14 protein-coding genes are annotated in these 19,021 nt (G+C 60.0%); 6 read left to right on the forward strand and 8 right to left on the reverse strand.

The window, feature by feature from the left end:
• The first annotated feature begins 109 nt into the window (after positions 1-109).
• Complete coding sequence (locus tag ACQZ6F_RS17555; RefSeq protein ID WP_449093692.1) at positions 110-1,597, forward strand: esterase-like activity of phytase family protein; 1,488 nt, start codon at positions 110-112, stop codon at positions 1,595-1,597.
• Positions 1,598-1,639: 42 nt separating this feature from the next.
• On the opposite strand, the gene recG is transcribed toward ACQZ6F_RS17555, so the two are convergent.
• Positions 1,640-3,742, reverse strand: coding sequence for an ATP-dependent DNA helicase RecG (recG, locus tag ACQZ6F_RS17560; protein WP_449093236.1), 2,103 nt, complete (start codon positions 3,740-3,742; stop codon positions 1,640-1,642).
• 173 nt (positions 3,743-3,915) lie between these two features.
• On the opposite strand from recG, the gene ACQZ6F_RS17565 reads away from it, so the two are divergent.
• Positions 3,916-4,230 carry an FAD assembly factor SdhE gene (locus tag ACQZ6F_RS17565; RefSeq protein WP_068386565.1) on the forward strand — a complete coding sequence of 105 codons (315 nt, stop codon included), beginning with the start codon at positions 3,916-3,918 and terminating at the stop codon, positions 4,228-4,230.
• Positions 4,227-7,727, forward strand: a complete 3,501-nt coding sequence (mfd, locus tag ACQZ6F_RS17570) for a transcription-repair coupling factor (protein ID WP_449093235.1) — start codon at positions 4,227-4,229, stop codon at positions 7,725-7,727. Before ACQZ6F_RS17565 ends, mfd begins: the two co-directional genes overlap by 4 nt.
• A 45-nt stretch (positions 7,728-7,772) precedes the next feature.
• Here the strand turns inward: mfd and ACQZ6F_RS17575 are convergent, their stop codons facing one another.
• Both ACQZ6F_RS17575 and ACQZ6F_RS17580 read right to left on the reverse strand, forming a co-directional pair.
• Positions 7,773-9,356, reverse strand: a complete 1,584-nt coding sequence (locus tag ACQZ6F_RS17575) for a Na+/H+ antiporter (RefSeq protein WP_449093234.1) — start codon at positions 9,354-9,356, stop codon at positions 7,773-7,775.
• A 166-nt stretch (positions 9,357-9,522) separates the two neighbouring features.
• Entirely contained in the window at positions 9,523-10,503 is a 981-nt protein-coding gene (locus tag ACQZ6F_RS17580) for an alpha/beta fold hydrolase (RefSeq protein ID WP_449093233.1), read from the reverse strand.
• A gap of 172 nt (positions 10,504-10,675) precedes the next feature.
• On the opposite strand from ACQZ6F_RS17580, the gene ACQZ6F_RS17585 reads away from it, so the two are divergent.
• On the forward strand, positions 10,676-11,119 hold the full coding sequence (locus ACQZ6F_RS17585) for an RrF2 family transcriptional regulator (protein WP_449093232.1): 444 nt from the start codon (positions 10,676-10,678) through the stop codon (positions 11,117-11,119).
• A gap of 66 nt (positions 11,120-11,185) precedes the next feature.
• Here ACQZ6F_RS17585 and ACQZ6F_RS17590 read toward each other — a convergent pair whose 3' ends face one another.
• Complete coding sequence (locus tag ACQZ6F_RS17590; protein ID WP_449093231.1) at positions 11,186-11,857, reverse strand: DsbA family oxidoreductase; 672 nt, start codon at positions 11,855-11,857, stop codon at positions 11,186-11,188.
• Between the two features lie 102 nt (positions 11,858-11,959).
• Positions 11,960-13,771, reverse strand: a complete 1,812-nt coding sequence (locus ACQZ6F_RS17595) for an extracellular solute-binding protein (protein WP_449093230.1) — start codon at positions 13,769-13,771, stop codon at positions 11,960-11,962.
• A 264-nt stretch (positions 13,772-14,035) separates the two neighbouring features.
• Here ACQZ6F_RS17595 and ACQZ6F_RS17600 point away from each other — a divergent pair, with 264 nt between their 5' ends.
• Positions 14,036-14,695: an invasion associated locus B family protein gene (locus ACQZ6F_RS17600; RefSeq protein WP_449093229.1), complete on the forward strand. Its 660-nt coding sequence runs from the start codon at positions 14,036-14,038 to the stop codon at positions 14,693-14,695.
• 145 nt (positions 14,696-14,840) lie between these two features.
• Here ACQZ6F_RS17600 and hspQ read toward each other — a convergent pair whose 3' ends face one another.
• The 3 genes from hspQ to ACQZ6F_RS17615 form a co-directional block, all read right to left on the reverse strand.
• Complete coding sequence (gene hspQ, locus ACQZ6F_RS17605) at positions 14,841-15,170, reverse strand: heat shock protein HspQ (protein WP_068386581.1); 330 nt, start codon at positions 15,168-15,170, stop codon at positions 14,841-14,843.
• A 213-nt stretch (positions 15,171-15,383) separates the two neighbouring features.
• The gene (gene glnA, locus ACQZ6F_RS17610; protein ID WP_077471134.1) at positions 15,384-16,793 is read right to left on the reverse strand and encodes a type I glutamate--ammonia ligase; all 1,410 of its coding nucleotides are present in this window, start codon (positions 16,791-16,793) and stop codon (positions 15,384-15,386) included.
• A gap of 60 nt (positions 16,794-16,853) precedes the next feature.
• Entirely contained in the window at positions 16,854-17,192 is a 339-nt protein-coding gene (locus ACQZ6F_RS17615; protein WP_003539626.1) for a P-II family nitrogen regulator, read from the reverse strand.
• Between the two features lie 349 nt (positions 17,193-17,541).
• On the opposite strand from ACQZ6F_RS17615, the gene ACQZ6F_RS17620 reads away from it, so the two are divergent.
• On the forward strand, positions 17,542-19,017 hold the full coding sequence (locus tag ACQZ6F_RS17620) for an NAD(P)H-hydrate dehydratase (RefSeq protein WP_449093228.1): 1,476 nt from the start codon (positions 17,542-17,544) through the stop codon (positions 19,015-19,017).
• The last annotated feature ends 4 nt before the right edge of the window (positions 19,018-19,021 follow it).

A 19,021-nucleotide genomic window follows, 5' to 3' on the forward strand; every position in this document is an offset into this window, starting at 1 on the left:
GGCTTGGGCGCCGGGCGATTGCTCTTCGACGCAAGGCTCTGGACCAGGCCGAGGATGATGCCGCTGTCTCCGCAAGGGTTTTCATCAGGAGGATATTGCCTTGAAATATATGCGTTCGAAGAGCCTGCCGCTGCTGTCGGCGGCGCTTGCCACATTTGTTTTCGCTGCGCCGGTCGCAGCACTTGCCGATACTTCGGTAGCCGTTCAGGGCCTGACGCTCGTCAACAAGGGCCGGGTCGCCATCGGCCGCATTCCGGCCAACCAGCGCGACAAGTTCGGCGAGACCTTCGGCTCGGGCTCTGGAATGTCTATCGACACCAAGAGCTGGACCCGCAATGCCGACGGCACCTACAAGGGCTCGCTCTGGCTGCTGCCGGATCGCGGCTACAATGTTGCAGGCACCACCGATTATCGCGCACGCCTCAACACGATCGATATCCTGCTGACGCCGGTTGCTCCCGGTGCAACGCCGCCGGCCGGCAAGGAACAATCGGGCGTAGACGCCAAGCTCGCAGACACCTTTCTCCTGAAGGATGATAAGGGCGTAGAGGCGACCGGTCTCGATCCGGCCAATGGCACCCGCCATCCTGAAGGCGGTATGCCGTTGTTGCCCGAAGCGCCGAATGGCAAGATCTCGCTGGACAATGAAGCGATTGCCCGTCTGCCCGACGGCACGATGTTCATCAGCGATGAATACGGCCCCTATATCTATCGCTTCTCGGCGGATGGCCGGATGCTGTCTGCCACGACACCGCCGGATGCATTCCTGCCGATGCGCAATGGCGCCGTGAACTTCTCGTCGAACAATCCAGGCCCCGGCGAAGCTGCGCCTGATCCCAAGGATCCGACCAGCGGACGTCAGAACAACCAGGGCTTCGAGGGCATGTCTCTCACCCCGGACGGCAAGTTCCTGATCGCTGTACTGCAGTCGGCGACCCGCCAGGATGGCGGCGATTCCAGCTCGACGCGGCAGAACACGCGCGCGCTTGTCTATGACGCTTCCGATGTCGCTCATCTGAAACTGGTGCATGAATATGTCGTGCCATTGCCGGTTTTCACCAATGAGAAGGGCAAGACGGTCGTTGCGGCCCAGAGCGAGATCGTGGCGCTTTCGTCGACGAGCTTCCTGATGCTGGCGCGTGACAGCGGCAATGGTTATGGCCAGAAGGGCGACAAGTCCCTCTACCGTAGCATCGACATTGTCGACGTCTCCGCCGCCACTGACATTGCCGGCAGCAAGTTCGATACCGGCACATCGGTCGCCCCCAAGGGCGTTCTCGACCCCACGGTAAAGCCGGCGGCCGTCAACCAGTTCATCGACATCAACGATAGCGCCGATCTCGCACGTTTCGGCCTGCACAACGGTGCTCCGAACGATCGCAGCAATCTTTCGGAGAAGTGGGAAGCGATGTCGCTTGCCAGCGTTCAGGACCCGAAGCTGCCGGACGATTACTTCCTGTTCGTCGCCAACGACAACGACTTCATCACCCAGGACGGTTTCCAGGTTGGAGCCGCCTACAAGGATGATAGCGGCGCCGATGTCGACACCATGTTCCAGGTGTTCCAGGTGACCATTCCCGGTCTTGCTGGCAAGTAAGCCTTTTGAAGGAGGATGGGCGCGTTGACCGCGTCCATCCAGTCATCCGGCTCGGAGGAAACGGATCGCCTCATCTCGGCGGAAAAGATAGAGCAAGGTGCGTATCGCCATGCCGCGCTCTCCGGTCAGTTCCGGATCGCGCTCGATGATATAGGCGGCATCCTTGCGGGCGATTTCCAGAAGATCGGCATGAGCTTCTAGGCTGGCGATGCGAAAGCCTGGCGTGCCGGACTGGCGCGTGCCCAGAAGCTCGCCTTCACCGCGCAGCTTCAGATCCTCCTCGGCGATACGGAAGCCATCCTCGGTGTCGCGCATGATCGAGAGCCGGGCATGTCCGGTTTCACCAAGCGGCCCCTTGTAGAGCAGGATGCAGGTGGAGGCCTCGTCTCCGCGTCCGACGCGACCGCGCAGCTGATGGAGCTGCGCCAGACCGAAACGCTCCGCATGTTCTATGACCATGATCGTGGCATCGGGAACGTCGACGCCGACTTCGACGACGGTTGTTGCCACGAGCAGCCGTATCTCACCATTCTTGAAGGCCATCATGACGGCGTCTTTTTCAGGGCCGCTCATCCGGCCGTGGATGAGACCGATGCCGGGCCCTAACGCGCTCGTCAATGTCGCGTGACGCTCCTCGACAGACATTAAATCGGATTCTTCAGATTCTTCCACAAGTGGGCATATCCAATAGGCTTTCTTGCCTTCCGATAGCGCGCTTTTGAGTCTCGCGACGATCTCGCCGGTTCGCTCATTCGGGATGGTGATCGTCTGGATCGGCTTGCGCCCGGCCGGCTTCTCGGTGAGCTTGGAAACGTCCATATCGCCGAAGGCGGCCAGCACGAGGGTTCGCGGAATGGGCGTCGCGGTCATGACGAGCATATGCGGCGAGATGCCTTTCGCAGTCAGGCGCAGGCGCTGGTGGACGCCGAAGCGATGCTGCTCGTCGACAACGGCCAGCACGAGGTTGGCATAGGCGACACTGTCCTGGAACAGCGCATGCGTGCCGATGATGATCTGCGCTTCGCCAGAGGCGATGCGCTCGAGAATGACGTCTCGCTCACGACCCTTCGTCCTACCTGTGAGAACTTCCACCGAAAGATTTGCATTTGCTGCGAATTTTGAGATCGTCGCATGATGCTGCCGTGCAAGGATTTCGGTCGGCGCCATCAACACCGCCTGACCGCCGCTTTCGATCGCAGCGGCAATCGCCATCAGGGCCACCAGCGTCTTGCCGGCCCCGACATCGCCCTGCAGCAGCCGCAGCATACGCTCCGTGCCGGCCATATCCTTGAGAATATCCGCCACCGCTTCACGCTGGCTGTTGGTCATCGAGAAGGGCAGGGATTCCAATATCTTGCTGCTGATTTCTCCGGTGGCATGCACAGGCTTGCCGGCGACCTTGCGCAGCCGCTGGCGCACGAGAGACAGCGAGAGCTGCCCGGCCAGGAATTCGTCGTAAGCAAGCCGGCGGCGCGCCGGCGTCTGCGGATCGATATCGGCCGCGTCGCGTGGCGCGTGCAGCATGTGGAAACTGTCCGATATCGAGGGAAAGCCCTGCTTCTGTGCCAGAGCCAGATCGTCCCACTCCGGCAATTCAGGCATGCGCGGCAGAGCCGCCTCGATGGTCTTGCGCAGGAATTTCGGCGAGAGGCCGGCCGTCAGCGGATAGACCGGCTCGACCAGCGGCAGGTTTTCCGCCTCGCTCTCGCGCATAATGTAATCCGGATGCACCATCGACGGACGGCCATTGAACCAGTCGACCTTGCCGCTGACAGTTACCGTTTCATCGAGTGGCAGCTGCTTTTCCAGCCATTGCGCCTTGCCGCGGAAGAAGACCAGCGCCAGTTCTCCCGTCTCGTCGTGTAGGTATACGCGATAGGGCACGTTGCTGCGCGCCGGCGGCGCCTGGTGGCGGTCGACGCGGCCGGTAATGGTGACGATTGTGCCCTGTGGCGCCCTGGCGATACCCGGCTGCTCGCGCCGATCGATGATGGAGTGTGGTGCGTGAAACAAGAGGTCGATGACCCGGCAATCGTCGATCGTCTCGCGGTCGAGCAGCTTCACCAGCAGTTCGGATACCTTCGGCCCGACGCCGGGCAGCGAAGAGATGGAGGCAAACAAAGGGTCGAGGATGGCGGGACGCATGGCGGGCAAAATGCGACGGGCAGGGTGGATTTGGCAAGGGGCGGCCGGAAACTCCTCTCCATTGAGGCCAACACTCCCCGGAAAATTGCGTCTGGGACGCTTTTTTCTGAAAAATCGGTTCCCACCTTTCCCTGCTGGTTTTATAGAGACGCATCAACATAAAGGTGTTTTTGATGACTGGGCTCACCCTCAGCAGTGCCGATCTCGATCCCCGCCGTCGGCGCATCCTTTTTCGCTGCTGGCATCGCGGCATCCGCGAGATGGATCTGGTCTTCGGGCAGTTCGCCGATAACGAGCTGCCGGGGCTGGCGGAAGCCGATCTCGACGAGCTCGAGCGGATCATGGATGAAGAGGACAACGATCTCGTCAAGTGGATCCTCGGCACCGAGCCGATACCGCAGCATCTCCAGACGCCGCTGTTCGAGCGTATCGGATCCTACAAGCCCGATTTCGAAGAGATTGCCGAAAGGTTTGGTTTAACGAAATGATCCCCGGTTTCGACGCGAAGAAGGTGCTCGCCGCAAGCGAGCCGCTGACGGTCGGTCATGTTCCGGCCGGCATGGAGCCGTTCCTGCTTGCCGAACTGGCAAGGGCCGGTCAGCCGGTCGCCTATGTCATGTCCGATGGACAGCATATGGCCGATGTCGAGCAGATGCTCGGCTTCATCGCGCCCGAAATACCGGTGTTGAGTTTGCCCGCCTGGGACTGCCTTCCCTATGACCGCGTTTCCCCGAGCTCTGATACTTCGGCTCGCCGTCTGGCCGCCTTTTCCGGGCTGATCGCATATCACCGCAAGCCGCATGCCGCGATCGTACTGGTGACGGTCAATGCCATGCTGCAGAAGGTAGCGCCGCAGGATATCATCGAGAGCCTGGCGTTTTCAGCAAGACCGGGCAACCAGGTGCGCATGGACGACATCGCCAGCCGCCTGGAGCGCAACGGCTTTGATCGCGTCGCCACCGTGCGCGAAGTCGGCGAATTTGCCGTGCGCGGCGGTATTCTCGATGTCTTCGTTCCCGGTACGGAAGAACCGGTGCGTCTGGATTTCTTCGGCGACACGCTGGAAAGCATCCGCAGCTTCGATCCCGCCAGCCAGCGCACGATCGGGCAGGTCCGCTCGCTCGATCTTAATCCGATGAGCGAAGTGACGCTGACGCCGGATACGATCAGCCGTTTCCGCAAGAATTATCTTTCCGCCTTTGGCGCCGCTACTCGCGACGATGCGCTCTATCTCGCAGTGTCCGAAGGCCGCCGCTACGCGGGCATGGAGCACTGGCTGCCGCTGTTCTACGAGAAGCTTGAGACGGTCTTCGACTATCTCAAGGGCTTCCGTCTGGTCACCGACCATACGGTGCGCGAAGCCGCCGAGGAGCGCTCAAAGCTCGTTTTCGATTATTACGACGCTCGCCTGAACTCCGGCCAGCAAAGCAAGAGCCAGATGGGGCAGGGCACGCCCTACAAGCCCGTCACGCCGGGCCAACTCTATCTCGATGGCGGCACCTTCGGCAAGGCGCTCGATGCTTTCGACGCCATCCGCATATCGCCCTTTAACGAGCATGAGGGCGAGGCGCGCCGCGTCCTCAGCATCGACGCCCGTCAGGGACCACGCTGGGCGCGCTCGGCGACGGAAAGTGCCGACAGCGAACGCGTCAACGTCTTCGACGCCGTTGTCAAGCACATCGCCGACAAGCGGGCCTCCGGCGCCAAGGTGCTGATTTCAGCCTGGACGGAGGGCTCGCTCGACCGCCTCCTGCAGGTGCTTGCCGAGCATGGGCTGGCGCGCGTCAAGACGATCGAGGCTTTCAAGGATCTTGGCGGCTTGGCGAAAGGCGAGGCGGCAGCGGCCGTGCTCAGCCTCGAAGCGGGCTTCGAGGCCGGCGATCTCGTCATTATCGGCGAGCAGGACATTCTCGGCGACCGTATGGTGCGCCGCTCCAAGCGCCGCAAGCGTGCCGCCGATTTCATCTCGGAAGTGGCGGGCCTGGACGAAGGCTCGATCGTCGTTCATGCCGAACACGGCATCGGCCGTTTCGTCGGCCTCAGGACCATCGAGGCGGCGGGCGCTCCGCATGCCTGTCTTGAACTGCAATATGCCGACGACGCCAAGCTGTTCCTGCCGGTCGAAAACATCGATCTGCTGTCGCGCTATGGCGGCGAGGGCACCGAGGCGCAGCTCGACAAGCTCGGCGGCGGCGCATGGCAGATGCGCAAGGCCAAGCTCAAGAAGCGCCTGCTCGATATGGCCGGCGCTTTGATCCGCATCGCGGCCGAGCGCCTGACCCGGCATGCGCCGGTGCTCAGCACCCCGGACGGCCTCTATGACGAGTTTGCCGCCCGCTTCCCTTATGACGAAACCGAAGACCAGATGAACGCGATCGAGGCGGTGCGTGACGATCTCGGCGCCGGCCGGCCAATGGATCGCCTCGTCTGCGGCGATGTCGGCTTCGGCAAAACGGAAGTGGCCCTGCGCGCGGCCTTCGTTGCGGCCATGAACGGCGCCCAGGTTGCCGTCGTGGTGCCGACGACGCTGCTCGCTCGCCAGCATTTCAAGACGTTTTCAGAGCGCTTTCGTGGCTTGCCGATCCGCATTCAGCAGGCATCGCGTCTCGTTGGCGCCAAGGATCTGGCGTTGACAAAGAAGGAAGTGTCCGAAGGCAAGACGGATATTGTCGTCGGCACGCATGCGCTGCTCGGCGCTGGCATCCAGTTCGCCAATCTCGGCCTGCTCGTCATCGACGAGGAGCAGCATTTCGGCGTCAAGCACAAGGAGCGCCTGAAGGAGCTGAAGAGCGACGTGCATGTGCTGACGCTGTCGGCAACGCCGATCCCGCGCACACTGCAGCTTGCCATGACGGGCGTGCGCGAACTGTCGCTTATCACCACGCCGCCGGTCGACCGCATGGCAGTGCGCACCTTCATCTCGCCTTTCGATTCGCTCGTCATCCGCGAAACGCTGATGCGCGAGCATTATCGCGGCGGCCAGAGCTTCTATGTCTGTCCGCGCCTCGCCGATCTCGCTGATATCCACGCCTTCCTGCAATCGGATGTGCCGGAGCTGAAGGTGGCGGTCGCCCATGGCCAGATGCCGGCCGGTGAACTCGAAGACATCATGAACGCCTTCTACGAAGGCCGCTATGACGTGCTGCTCTCCACGACCATAGTCGAATCCGGCCTCGACGTGCCCACGGCTAACACGCTGATCGTCCATCGCGCCGATATGTTCGGCCTTGCGCAGCTCTATCAGCTGCGCGGCCGCGTCGGCCGCTCCAAGGTGCGCGCCTTTGCGCTCTTCACCCTGCCGGTCAACAAGGTGCTGACGGCAACGGCGGAGCGCCGCCTCAAGGTGCTGCAATCGCTGGACACGCTCGGCGCCGGTTTCCAGCTCGCCAGCCACGATCTCGATATCCGCGGCGCCGGCAATCTGCTTGGCGAGGAACAGTCCGGCCATATCAAGGAAGTCGGCTTCGAGCTTTACCAGCAGATGCTCGAGGAGGCTGTCGCCGAGGTCAAGGGCGTCGACGAGATCCAGGACACTGGCTGGTCGCCGCAGATCTCAGTCGGCACGCCGGTCATGATCCCCGACAATTACGTGCCGGATCTGCATCTGCGAATGGCGCTCTATCGCCGCCTCGGCGAAATCACTGAAATCAAGGAGATCGACGGTTTCGGTGCCGAAATGATCGACCGTTTCGGGCCGATGCCGATCGAGGTCCAGCACCTGCTGAAGATCGTCTACATCAAGTCGCTCTGCCGCATCGCCAATGTCGAGAAGCTCGACGCCGGCCCGAAGGGCGTCGTCGTGCAATTCCGCAACAAGGAATTCCCGAACCCCGGCAATCTGGTCGGCTATATCGCCAAGCAGGGCACGATGGCCAAGATCCGCCCCGACCACAGCGTCTTCCTGACGCGCGACCTGCCGACGCCTGAAAAGCGGCTGCAGGGTGCGGCTGTTGTCATGACGCAGCTGGCGGAGCTGGCGAAATAGGAAGGTTGAGTGAGATGCTGCGCGGCTTTCCGCACCTGAAAGCCATCAGGATTTTGCGGAAATCGCGCTCAGCTCTTCCAGATCGAGATCTCGCTCCAGTTCGTGGAGCGTTTCATCGTCGATATCTCCGGCGCGGTGAAGCCGTATGAGTTCGCGGCGACCGGTCGCGACCGCTTCCAGAACGACATCGAAATGTGCCTGTAGCATAGGGGCGTACTCGTCTGTGCGCGCGGCATAGTCGACGATCTTTTCCGCTCTGGTCTGATAGCGATTGAGCAGCTGCGGGTGAATAAGATTGCCTTCGCTGTCGTAGGCCAATGTCTGGATCGTCGCCCACTGTGCCTGGGCCATGGCGGCTTCTGCTTGGCTCATGGTGAAGCGAGCTTTGGCCGATTCCGGCTCCGTCAGCTGCGACCACTTGATGACATATCCAAGTGTGGTGCCTTGCAAAAGCACGGTCCCAAGAATGATGGCAAACGACGTCACCAGGATAAAGTCGCGGCCGGGGAAGTTTTCGGGCACGCTCAGTGCCAGGGCCAGCGTGACCACCCCGCGGACACCAGCCCAACCCAGTACGGTCGCGCCGCGGAACCCGAGCGGAGTATAGCGCTTAACTCCAAGAAGATTACACAGGCTGATGACCCAATCGGAGCCGTAGGTCCATGCAAAGCGTGCGAGAGTGAGCGCGATCAGGATGACGAGTATCGGCAATCCCATCGTGGCGAGTACCACGTCGAAACCGCCGCCGCGTTCGACAACACCGCGCAGGGATAGGCCGATCAGGATGAAAACCGTGGCTTCCATGAGGAAGACGATGACGGTCCAGAATGACGTGCCGCGCATGCGTGTGGAAGCGGACAGGACGGTGTGCTGGTGCCAGCTCATGATCAGGCCGGTGGTCACCGTCGCGATGACGCTCGAGACATGCAGCAACTCGCCGAGCAGGTAGGAAATCCATGCCAGGAGCGCAGTGGCGGCGATGATCAGATATTCGTCGCCCAGCCGGCGCACGAAGAGAACCCATGTCGTGCCGACGGCGATGCCGACCACCGCGCCGCCGATTGCCAGCACGAAGAAACTCCCCACGGCATCTACAGCGCTGAAGGTGCCGGTCACGCCGGCGGCGATGGCGAAACGGAAGAGCACCAGGCCGCTTGCATCATTGAGCAGGCTTTCGCCCTCCAGCAGGATTTGCAGACGCCGGGGCAATTTCACGCGCTCCAGCACCGCCCGGGCAGACACCGCGTCCGGCGGCGACACGATGGCTCCAAGGGCGGCGCAGGCTGCCCAGGGGAGCGAGGGAAACAGCAGATGGGTCACCACGGCCACGACGGCGCAAGTGAAGAAGACCGCGCCGATGGCGAGCGAGGCAATGCCGATCATGTGGCGGCGAACGCGCCCCAGAGCGATGGACCAGGCACCATCCAGCAGCAGAGGCGGTAGGAAGATGACCAGCACCAGAGCCGGATCGATCTGTATGGTCGGCAATCCCGGCAGAAAGGCAATCAATCCGCCACCCGCAAGCAGCGCCACGGAGGGCGGCATTCCGAGCCGATGAGCGGCATAATGAAGTGCTATGATCGCTACAAACATCGCGATCACCAACTCGAACAAATGTGTTGGTTCCATACGCCCGCCCCGAGTGCCGTCCCTCTTTATCGAAGCTATTAAAGGGTTTGTCTTGGGGGAATGCAATCGGGCGGGTGGTCGGCCAGAATCAAGGAAGCTTCTCGTCACACAGTCCGCAACAAGCAATATCCGGATCGGGCCGCTTTCCATCAGAAGGAGACGAGCTCTATTCTTCAGAAAGCTGCTTCAGGAATTTTATCGTCAGTTCCGACACCTCGCTCGGTCGCTCCTGCTGGAGCCAATGACCGGCCGCTGGCAGAACATGCGAGCCACGCAAGTGGGGGACCAAGTGTGGCATGCTCGCGATTATCTGATCCATACCGGGGATGCTGAGGCCGGTGTCGCGTTCACCGGTCATGAACAGCGCGGGGACATTGACCAGCTGGCCTGCGTTGGCCTGCTGTAGCTCCCAATTTCGGTCGAGATTGCGATAGTAGTTGAGACCACCAGTGAAGCCAGAGGCCTTGAAAGCAGTCACCAGCCGCTCAAAATCTTCCTTCGGAAGCCAATCGGGAGGCTGAATCGGATCGGGCAGGGTTGCTAGCAGTCCGGTGCTGCGTTGAACCATGCCAAAAGGGTTGGGCGTGGCGTCGCCAGCCTTGCGCGGCCCGGCCTCACCGCTCGCGGCGTAGATGAGTTTCCGGAGCGTCAGGCTGACGTCCTGACTGAATTCGGCTTCGGCACCTTCCGGGTCTTGGAAATAAAGAGTGTAGAATAGCGCCTCGTCATTATGCGGGAAAATCTTCGAGGGCGGCACAGGTGGCAATCCCATCATTGGTACGCTCAAAGCCACGACGGCGCGAAATCTGTCCGGGCGCAGGAGCGCGGCCTGCCAAGCGATTGTTGCGCCCCAATCGTGGCCAACGATAACGGCTTGCTTCTCCTCCAAGGCGTCGAGCAGGGCCAGCAAATCGCCAACCGCATGGAAGACGGTATACTGATCGGCTCGCTCTGGGGCCTCGGTCTTGCCGTAGCCTCTCATGTCCGGTGCGACGGCACGGTAACCTGCATTTGCGAGAGCCCCAATCTGATGCCGCCAAGCGTATTTGGTTTCAGGAAAGCCGTGGCACAGCAATACCAAAGGACCTTTTCCTTCATCAAGGACGCTCATGCTGATTGTGCGGGTCTGAATGGTGCTCTCTTTCATCGGAACCTCTTGCTTAGCTGCTGTTGCGTGAAAGGAGGTAGCGATCAGGGCTGTCGAAGCGGCCAGGAATTGTCGGCGTCGCATGTGTGCTCCTTCTATTCTGTAACAGCATGTGTTACGTTAGAATGGGTGTCAAGATAGCGTAACAACTATTGTTGCGGAAAGGTGCGCGATGAAGACCGACGGTAGGCTTGCCAGGATGTTGCATGTGTTGGTGCACATGGGCTTGCTCGGCGGTAGGGAAACCTCGGAAAGGATTGGCCAGATGCTCAATACCAATCCGGTCGTCGTGCGCCGAACGCTGGGAGCACTGCGCGAACATGGCATCGTTGAATCGGAAGGCGGCCGTGGCGGAGGTTGGAAGCTGATCAAATCACTCGATGAAGTGACAGTGCTGCATGTCCAGCGTGCGCTGCACGAGGGGGCGATCCTCGCAGCCCCAATTTCGCGAGACCACCCGTCTTGTCCGGTGGAGCGGGCCTCAAATTCAATCCTTGAGGCAGCTCATGCCGCAGCAGAGCGCGAACTTACGGAAAAGTATGCGGCGACGACGCTCGCGCAGATAGCGGCAATTGCACTTGCCGATGGGGACGGACCGCCGGGTCATTCGCGATAGCGACGACAAGTCGGCTGTTGACCCCTGGCGGCTACTGCCGCCCAAGATCGAAACAGTAATCTCCGTTCAATTCATCCCAGCCCGCGCTTCGGCCTTCATCTTGGCGATATCGCGCAACGCCTCCACCAGCACATCCGGTGTCTGCGCGCCGCTGACGGCATATTGCTGGTCGAAGATGAAGAAGGGCACGCCGGTGACGCCGATCTTCTGGGCGGCGTCGATTTCGGCGATGACGAGGTCGCGGTCAGCGTCGGAGGCGAGGAGGGTTGATATGACGGAGCGGTCGAGCCCGGCCTTTTCGGCGATATCGAGCAGAACCGTGTGGTCGCCGACATTGCGACCCTCTTCGAAATTGGCCTTGAACAGGGCGTTGACGACTTTTTCCTGCTTCTCGCGGCTTTCGGTGACGGCCCAGTGGATGAGGCGGTGTGCGTCGAGCGTGTTCGGGCCTATCTTGATGGCTTCGAAATCGAAGGCTATGCCTACTTCGCGGCCGAGATCGGTCAGCATCTTGTGTCCCTGCGCCACGCGTTCGGCGCCGCCAAGCTTCTGCTCAAGCGCCTTCTTCTGATCGACGCCTTCGGGCGGATAGTCCGGGTTCAGCCGATAGGGACGCCAGTTGAGGTCGACACTCACCGTGTCCTGCACCTCGGCGATCGCCAGTTCCAGCCGGGCCTTGCCAAGATAGCACCACGGACAAACGACGTCCGAGACGATATCGATCGTGATGCGTTCCATGGCTCTATCCTTTCAGTTTTGGCTCGTTTCCACCATCTAGGCCTTTGCGCCGACGGCTTCAACCGGTTACCGAAAGGGAACCACGCGGAATGCGCCTAACATCTATTGCGCGGTCGCGTCCCACCAAACGGGCAGGTAATAGCCGTAGAGCGGCAATGTGTCGGGATGGGCTATACGGCTGCGCCGCGCCACCCATTGCTGAGCGATATGATAGAGCGGCACGACGTAGTAGCCCGATATCAGGATACGATCGAAGGAGCGCACGGCGTCGCGGAAATCCTCGGCCGAATGCGCCGTCAGGAAGTGATCGATCAACGTATCGACATCGGGATCCGCGACACCGGCGAAATTCAGGCTACCCGGGGTCTTCGCCGCGACGGAGCTCCAGCGGCCCACCTGCTCGATACCGGGCGACAGCGATGACGGGTAGGATTTGATGATGACATCATAGTCGTAATTGGTCGTCCGCAGCTGATACTGAGAATCGTCGACGGTGCGGATGGTGACGGCGATGCCGAGCAGGCTCAGCGAGCGGCGATAGGCGATGGCGATTCGCTCCTGATCCGCATTCTGCGTCATGATTTCGAAGCTGAGCTGCCGCCCGGCGCTGTCGACCATGCGCTCGCCCTTGATCGTATAGCCACCCTGCTTGAGGAAATTGACGGCCTTGCGCAGGATCGAGCGATCGCGTCCGGAACCGTCACTGACCGGCAGCTTATAGGTGCCATCGAGCACGTCGGCGTCGATATGGTCCTTGATCGGGCCAAGCATGGCGAGCTCGTTGGCATCAGCGGGAACGCCGAAGGAGGAGAGATCGGAATTCTGCCAATAGCTTTCCGTACGCGTATAGGCACTGGATGCCAGATTGCGGTTGAACCATTCGAAATCGAAGGCAAGCGCCAGGCCCTTGCGTACATTCTTGTTGGCGAAGATCGGCCGGCGTGTGTTGAAGACGAAACCCAGCATGCCGCTCGGCGTCTTCGGCGTGAACGTTTCCTTGACGACCGAGCCAGAGCTTACCGCCGGGAAATTGTAAGCCTGCTGCCAGTGCGCCGGGCTGCCATCCGGATAAATGTCGATGTCCCCCTTCTTGAAGGACTCGAACACTGTCGTGTCCTGCAGGAAGTAGTTCACGATGATCTGGTCGTAGTTGTCGACGCCAATCTTTATCGGAATATTCTTGCCCCAGTAGTCGGGATTGCGTTCGAAAACGATTCGCTGGCCTGGATCGACGCTCTTCACGCGATAGGGGCCGGAGCCGATTGGGATGCTCAGCGTCGTGCGTTCAAAATTATCGATATCGGTGGCGTGTTTCGGCAGGATCGGCAGCGACGAAGCAATGATCAGCGGCGTTTCGCGATTCGCCTTCTCGTTGAAATGAATGAGCACGCCATGTTCGCCGACTTTCTCCATCTTGCTGATCGTTTCCAGCGGGTAGGAGAAGACGACACGCCCCTTGTCACGCAGGAGCTGGAAGGTGAAGAGAACGTCCTCGGGGGTGACCGGCTGCCCGTCCGACCATTTTGCATCGGGATTGAGATTGAACTGGATGTAGCTCCGGCTGTCGTCCCATTCGACCGTCTGCGCCAGCAGCCCGTAAAGCGTGAAAGGTTCGTCGCGCGAGCGCACCATCAGCGATTCGAAGATGAGGTTGCCATATTCCGGGTCCCACATGCCGCGCGCGGTCGTGCGCATGCTCTTCAGAATGAAGGGATTGAGATTGTCGAACGTGCCGACGACACCATAGCTGATGCGACCGCCTTTTTTGACGTCCGGATTGACGTAGGGCAAATGCTTGAAATCAGCCGGCAGCGCCGGCTCGCCATGCATGGCGATGCCATGGAGCGGCTGCGCCGCTGCGGCGTTGCACAAGGCTGCGAAGAATAGGAAAACAGCGATCCGGAGCGCTTGCATGGCATCCTTTCCGGTAAGGGGTACGATTCGGCCGAACCTTATCATGAGCGTGCCGAATTCAACACGCGACCATGGAATTCTTGGGTCTCGATAGAAAAGACCAAAGAAACGCTGGATATCCGCGCCGGTGCGATGTAACAGGGGTGCCGGGTTTCCCGGGTCATGCATTTGCCTTATTCATTCGACAGGTGGACGACGGTTTGACCCGAATGGCATGGGACGGCACGCGTCGTTCCGCAGCGGATTTCAGGAGGCGGTTTCGCTATGATGTTCAAGACTGACAACAAAATGCGGGCAGGTCTCTCTGCTCTGGCTCTCATGATCGGCGCGGCGCTTCCGGCGGCCGCTTTCGCTCAGGATGCGTCGAATGCAGCTCCTGCCGATGGTGGTGGCGATCCCAACCAGCCACGTCTGGGCTGGTACAAGACCTGCGCCAAGCAGGACGATGCCGATATCTGCATCGTGCAGAACCTGATCATGGCCAATAACGGCCAGCTGGTCACGGCCGTCGGCCTCATCTCCGTTGATGGCAAGGTCAACCGCAAGATCCTGCAGATTTCCGTTCCGACGGCTCGCCTGATCCCGCCCGGCATCACCATGCAGGTTGATGGCGGCAAGGGCCAGAAGCTGGACTACGCAGTCTGCCTTCCGGACAAGTGCACGGCTGAAGTTCCTGTGACGGACGCAATGGTCGCCTCGCTGAAGAAGGGAACCGACGTGACCTTCACCTCGATCAACTTCCGTCGCGCTCCGAACCCGATCAAGATTTCGCTGAGCGGCTTCGGCGCTGCCTTTGACGGCCCGGCGATCTCCGACAGCAAGCTTGCCGAAAGCCAGAAGAGCCTGCAGGACAGCATGCAGAAGAAGGCTGAGGAAGCACGCAAGAAGCTGGAAGATGCCCAGAAGGCTGCCAAAGCGCAGTAAGCTTGCGGAATTTCATTATCCTATAGAAAAGCCCGGAGCGATCCGGGCTTTTTCTTTTGTGGTTGGCCGTTATCGGTGTGACGCACAAATGAAAAGGGAAGGCCTTGGGTGCCTTCCCTTTAAAAGAGAATGAATTTCTTGGCGTTTAGTGGGCGAAGCTCATCTTGGGCTTGAGCTGACCTGTCGGCGCCTGGTCGAAAATCTGGGCAATCTGCGGATTGCGGAGCGGAACGCCGCTCTCGTCGCTGATCAGATTCTGTTCCGACACGTATGCGACATACTCCGTCTCGTCGTTTTCAGCGAGAAGGTGATAGAAGGGCTGATCCTTGCTGGGACGCACTTCTGCCGGAATGGAATTCCACCATTCCTCGGTATTTGCAAATTCCGGATCGACATCGAAGATGACACCGCGGAAGGGGAACATCCGGTGTCGAACCACATCGCCAATATTGAATTTTGCGTTGCTTTGTTTCATGGCACGACTTCCTTTCACATGTTCATGTGGTGACATTCACCACTGAAATCAAGGATTTTGCCCCCATTCCTTCATCGAACTGACACATTGGGCTCGGTTCAGGATCGAACGCAATAGAGAGCCGAATGTGAAAATTCGATGCCGTGGGTCGCCTGCCACCGGCTTCCCAATCATGAAGAAAGCCCCGGCGAGCCGGGGCTTTCGTATCTTCTATCAGACCGAATAGTACATGTCGTATTCGACCGGATGCGGGGTCATTTCGTAGCGCATGACTTCCTGCATCTTCAGCTCGATGAATGCATCGATCTGATCGTCGTCGAAGACGCCGCCGGCGGTCAGGAACTTGCGGTCCTTGTCGAGGCTTTCGAGCGCTTCGCGCAGCGAGCCGCAAACCGTCGGGATCTTCTTCAGCTCCTTCGGCGGCAGATCATAGAGATCCTTGTCCATGGCCTTGCCCGGATGGATCTTGTTCTTGATGCCGTCGAGGCCGGCCATCAACATGGCGGCGAAGCCGAGATAGGGGTTGGCGGTCGGGTCAGGGAAGCGGACTTCGACGCGCTTTGCCTTCGGGTTGGTGCCGAACGGGATGCGGCAGGAAGCCGAACGGTTACGAGCCGAGTAAGCAAGCAGAACCGGAGCTTCGTAACCCGGGACGAGACGCTTGTAGGAGTTCGTCGATGGGTTGGTGAAGGCGTTGATCGCCTTGGCATGCTTGATGATGCCGCCGATGTAGAAGAGGCAGCTCTCTGACAGGCCTGCATATTCGTCGCCGGCGAAAGTCGGCTTGCCGGCCTTCCAGATCGACTGGTGAACGTGCATGCCCGAGCCGTTGTCGCCGAAGATCGGCTTCGGCATGAAGGTTGCCGTCTTGCCGTAAGCGTTGGCGACCTGATGGACCACATACTTGTAGATCTGCATCTTGTCGGCGTTGCGCACCAGCGTGTCGAACTTGATGCCAAGCTCGTGCTGGGCAGCGGCGACTTCGTGGTGATGCTTTTCGACGACGACGCCCATCTCGGTCAGAACCGTCAGCATTTCAGAACGCATGTCCTGGCAGCTGTCGATCGGCGGAACGGGGAAGTAGCCGCCCTTGACGCGCGGACGGTGACCGAGGTTGCCGGTCTCATAGTCTGTGTCGTCGTTGGAAGGCAGTTCGCTGGAATCGAGCTTGAAGCCGGTATTGTAGGGATCGGCCTTGTACTTGACGTCGTCGAAGACGAAGAATTCGGCTTCCGGGCCGAAGAAGGCGGTGTCGCCGATACCGGAGGCCTTCAGATAGGCTTCGGCCTTCTTGGCGGTGCCGCGCGGATCGCGGTTATAGGCTTCACCCGAAACCGGGTCCAGGATGTCACAGAGGATGACCATGGTGGACTGCGCGAAGAACGGATCCATATGGACCGTATCCGTATCGGGCATCAGCACCATGTCGGATTCATTGATGGCCTTCCAACCCCCAATCGAGGAGCCGTCGAACATGACGCCATCGGCGAACATGTCTTCGTCGACGCAGACCACATCCATGGTGAGGTGCTGCAGCTTGCCCTTCGGGTCGGTGAAGCGCAAGTCAACGAACTTCACGTCGTTGTCCTTGATTTGTTTCAGAATATCGCTTGCGGTCGTCATTAAATTGCTTCCCTTGACTTAGATGACGATTACGAGCCGCGGCCATATGGGCCGGGCGGGTTAGATGGCGTCGATGCCCGTTTCGCCGGTGCGGATTCGGATGACTTCCTCCACATTGGAGACGAATATCTTTCCATCGCCGATACGGCCGGTTTGCGCAGCCTTGCGGATGGCATCGATCACTGCCTCCGCATTTTCGTCTGCCAATACGACTTCGACCTTCACCTTCGGCAGGAAGTCGACGACATATTCGGCGCCACGATAAAGTTCCGTGTGGCCCTTTTGACGACCGAAGCCCTTCGCTTCCGTGACGGTGATGCCCTGCAGGCCGACTTCCTGAAGGGCTTCCTTCACTTCGTCGAGCTTGAAGGGCTTAATGATCGCTTCGATCTTTTTCATGAGAAAATGTCTCTCCGCTTTTCCTGTTACAGCAGGACTACTCCCCGCTCGGCGAACGTAATGCACGTATCATGCCAGTTGAGAATGGGTTGCTGTAAAAAATCCCGGCGAATTCGCGCCGAGACGATGAATTGATGAGGATTTTTTGGGAAAATGGAAGCGATTTCGCGTCGAAATGCGTTGGATAAGTAAAATTTCGCAAAAAAGTGCCGTGCACGTCATATTCATGCTCGTACAAGGGCTTGAATGACTTTGTTCATTCATTATGCAAATGCATATTTATTGATCAAAATGAGTGTCGGGATAGCGGTTGTTTTTCGGGCAGATTTCGCATCTATAATATTGCCTCATGACGTTACCCCTTGCCGATTTGCTACTCTCTCCGGAAGACATGGCCGCCGTGGACAGGGAGGCCGCCGCTTCCGGCATCGATTCCTATGGGCTCATGGAAAAAGCGGGGCAGGCTGTCGCGGCAAGCGCGCTGCGGCACTTTCCCGGGGCACTGCGATACGTTGTCCTTTGCGGCCCGGGCAATAATGGCGGTGACGGCTATGTGGTGGCGCGCGCTCTCAAGGGGAGCGGAGCCGACGTTAGCCTTTTCCATTTGGGCGATCCGCAGCGCTTGAAGGGCGATGCGGCGCGTGCTTTTGCTGATTGCCGGATTGAGGGTGAGGCGATCGCAGGCTATGTGCCGCGAAATGGCGACGTCGTGATCGACGCGATTTTTGGCGCGGGGCTATCAAGACCGGTTCCGAATGACGTCGATGTCGTGATCGAGCGCGTCACCGAGGCCGGAATCCCCATCATTGCCGTCGATCTGCCCTCTGGGCTCGACGGATCGAGTGGCCAGATCCTCGGCGTTGCTTTTCGCGCGTCACGCACGGTCACCTTCATGACGCGCAAGCCTGGTCATCTTCTGCTGCCCGGCCGCGATCTCTGCGGTGAACTGGAGGTTTTCGACATAGGCATTCCCGCGCGCATCGTTCGCGCTAATGCCGATGGCATGCTTGCTGAGAATACGCCGGCTCAATGGCGGACGGAGATACCTTCGGAGGCTTCGGATACGCATAAATACAAGCGGGGTCATCTCGTCGTCTTTTCCGGCGGCGCAAACGCGACCGGTGCTGCCCGTATGTCGGCCATGGCGGGCCTGAAGGCAGGGGCGGGGCTCGTCACCATCGCCTCACCGAAGGACGCATTGGCGGTCAACAGCGGCATGCTGACGGCAATTATGCTGCATGCCGTCGATGACGAAGCGGCGTTGCAGGCGTGGGTGTCAGATCGACGGCTCTCAACTTTCGTTCTTGGTCCCGGCTTCGGAGCTGGCGAAAAGGCACGCCGGTTCTGCCTTGCGCTCGCCGATCGTCATCTGGTGCTCGACGCGGATGGCATCACCTCGTTCCGCGATCATCCCCAACAACTGTTCGACGCCTTTGCCGAGGGGCCGACGCGACTGGTTCTGACGCCGCATGAGGGTGAATTCGCGCGACTTTTCCCAGACATCGCCGCCGACGTCGGTCTCAGCAAGGTAGACAAGGCGAGGGCGGCGGCGGCTCGGGCTCATGCCGCCATTATCTACAAGGGTGCCGATAGCGTAATTGCTGCGCCGGACGGCAGGGCGCTGATCAATGCCAACGCGCCGCCCTGGCTAGCGACCGCCGGCTCCGGCGACGTGCTGGCCGGCATCGTCGGCGCACTCATGGCGCAAGGCGCGCCGGCCTTTGAAGCGGCAGCGGCAGGCGTCTGGCTGCACGGTCTGGCCGGGCAGCGTGCCGGAAAGGGGCTGACGGCCGAGGATCTGGTCGCCAGCGTCATCCCTTTTTGAAATC

The organism is Rhizobium sp. A22-96, from assembly GCF_053521805.1.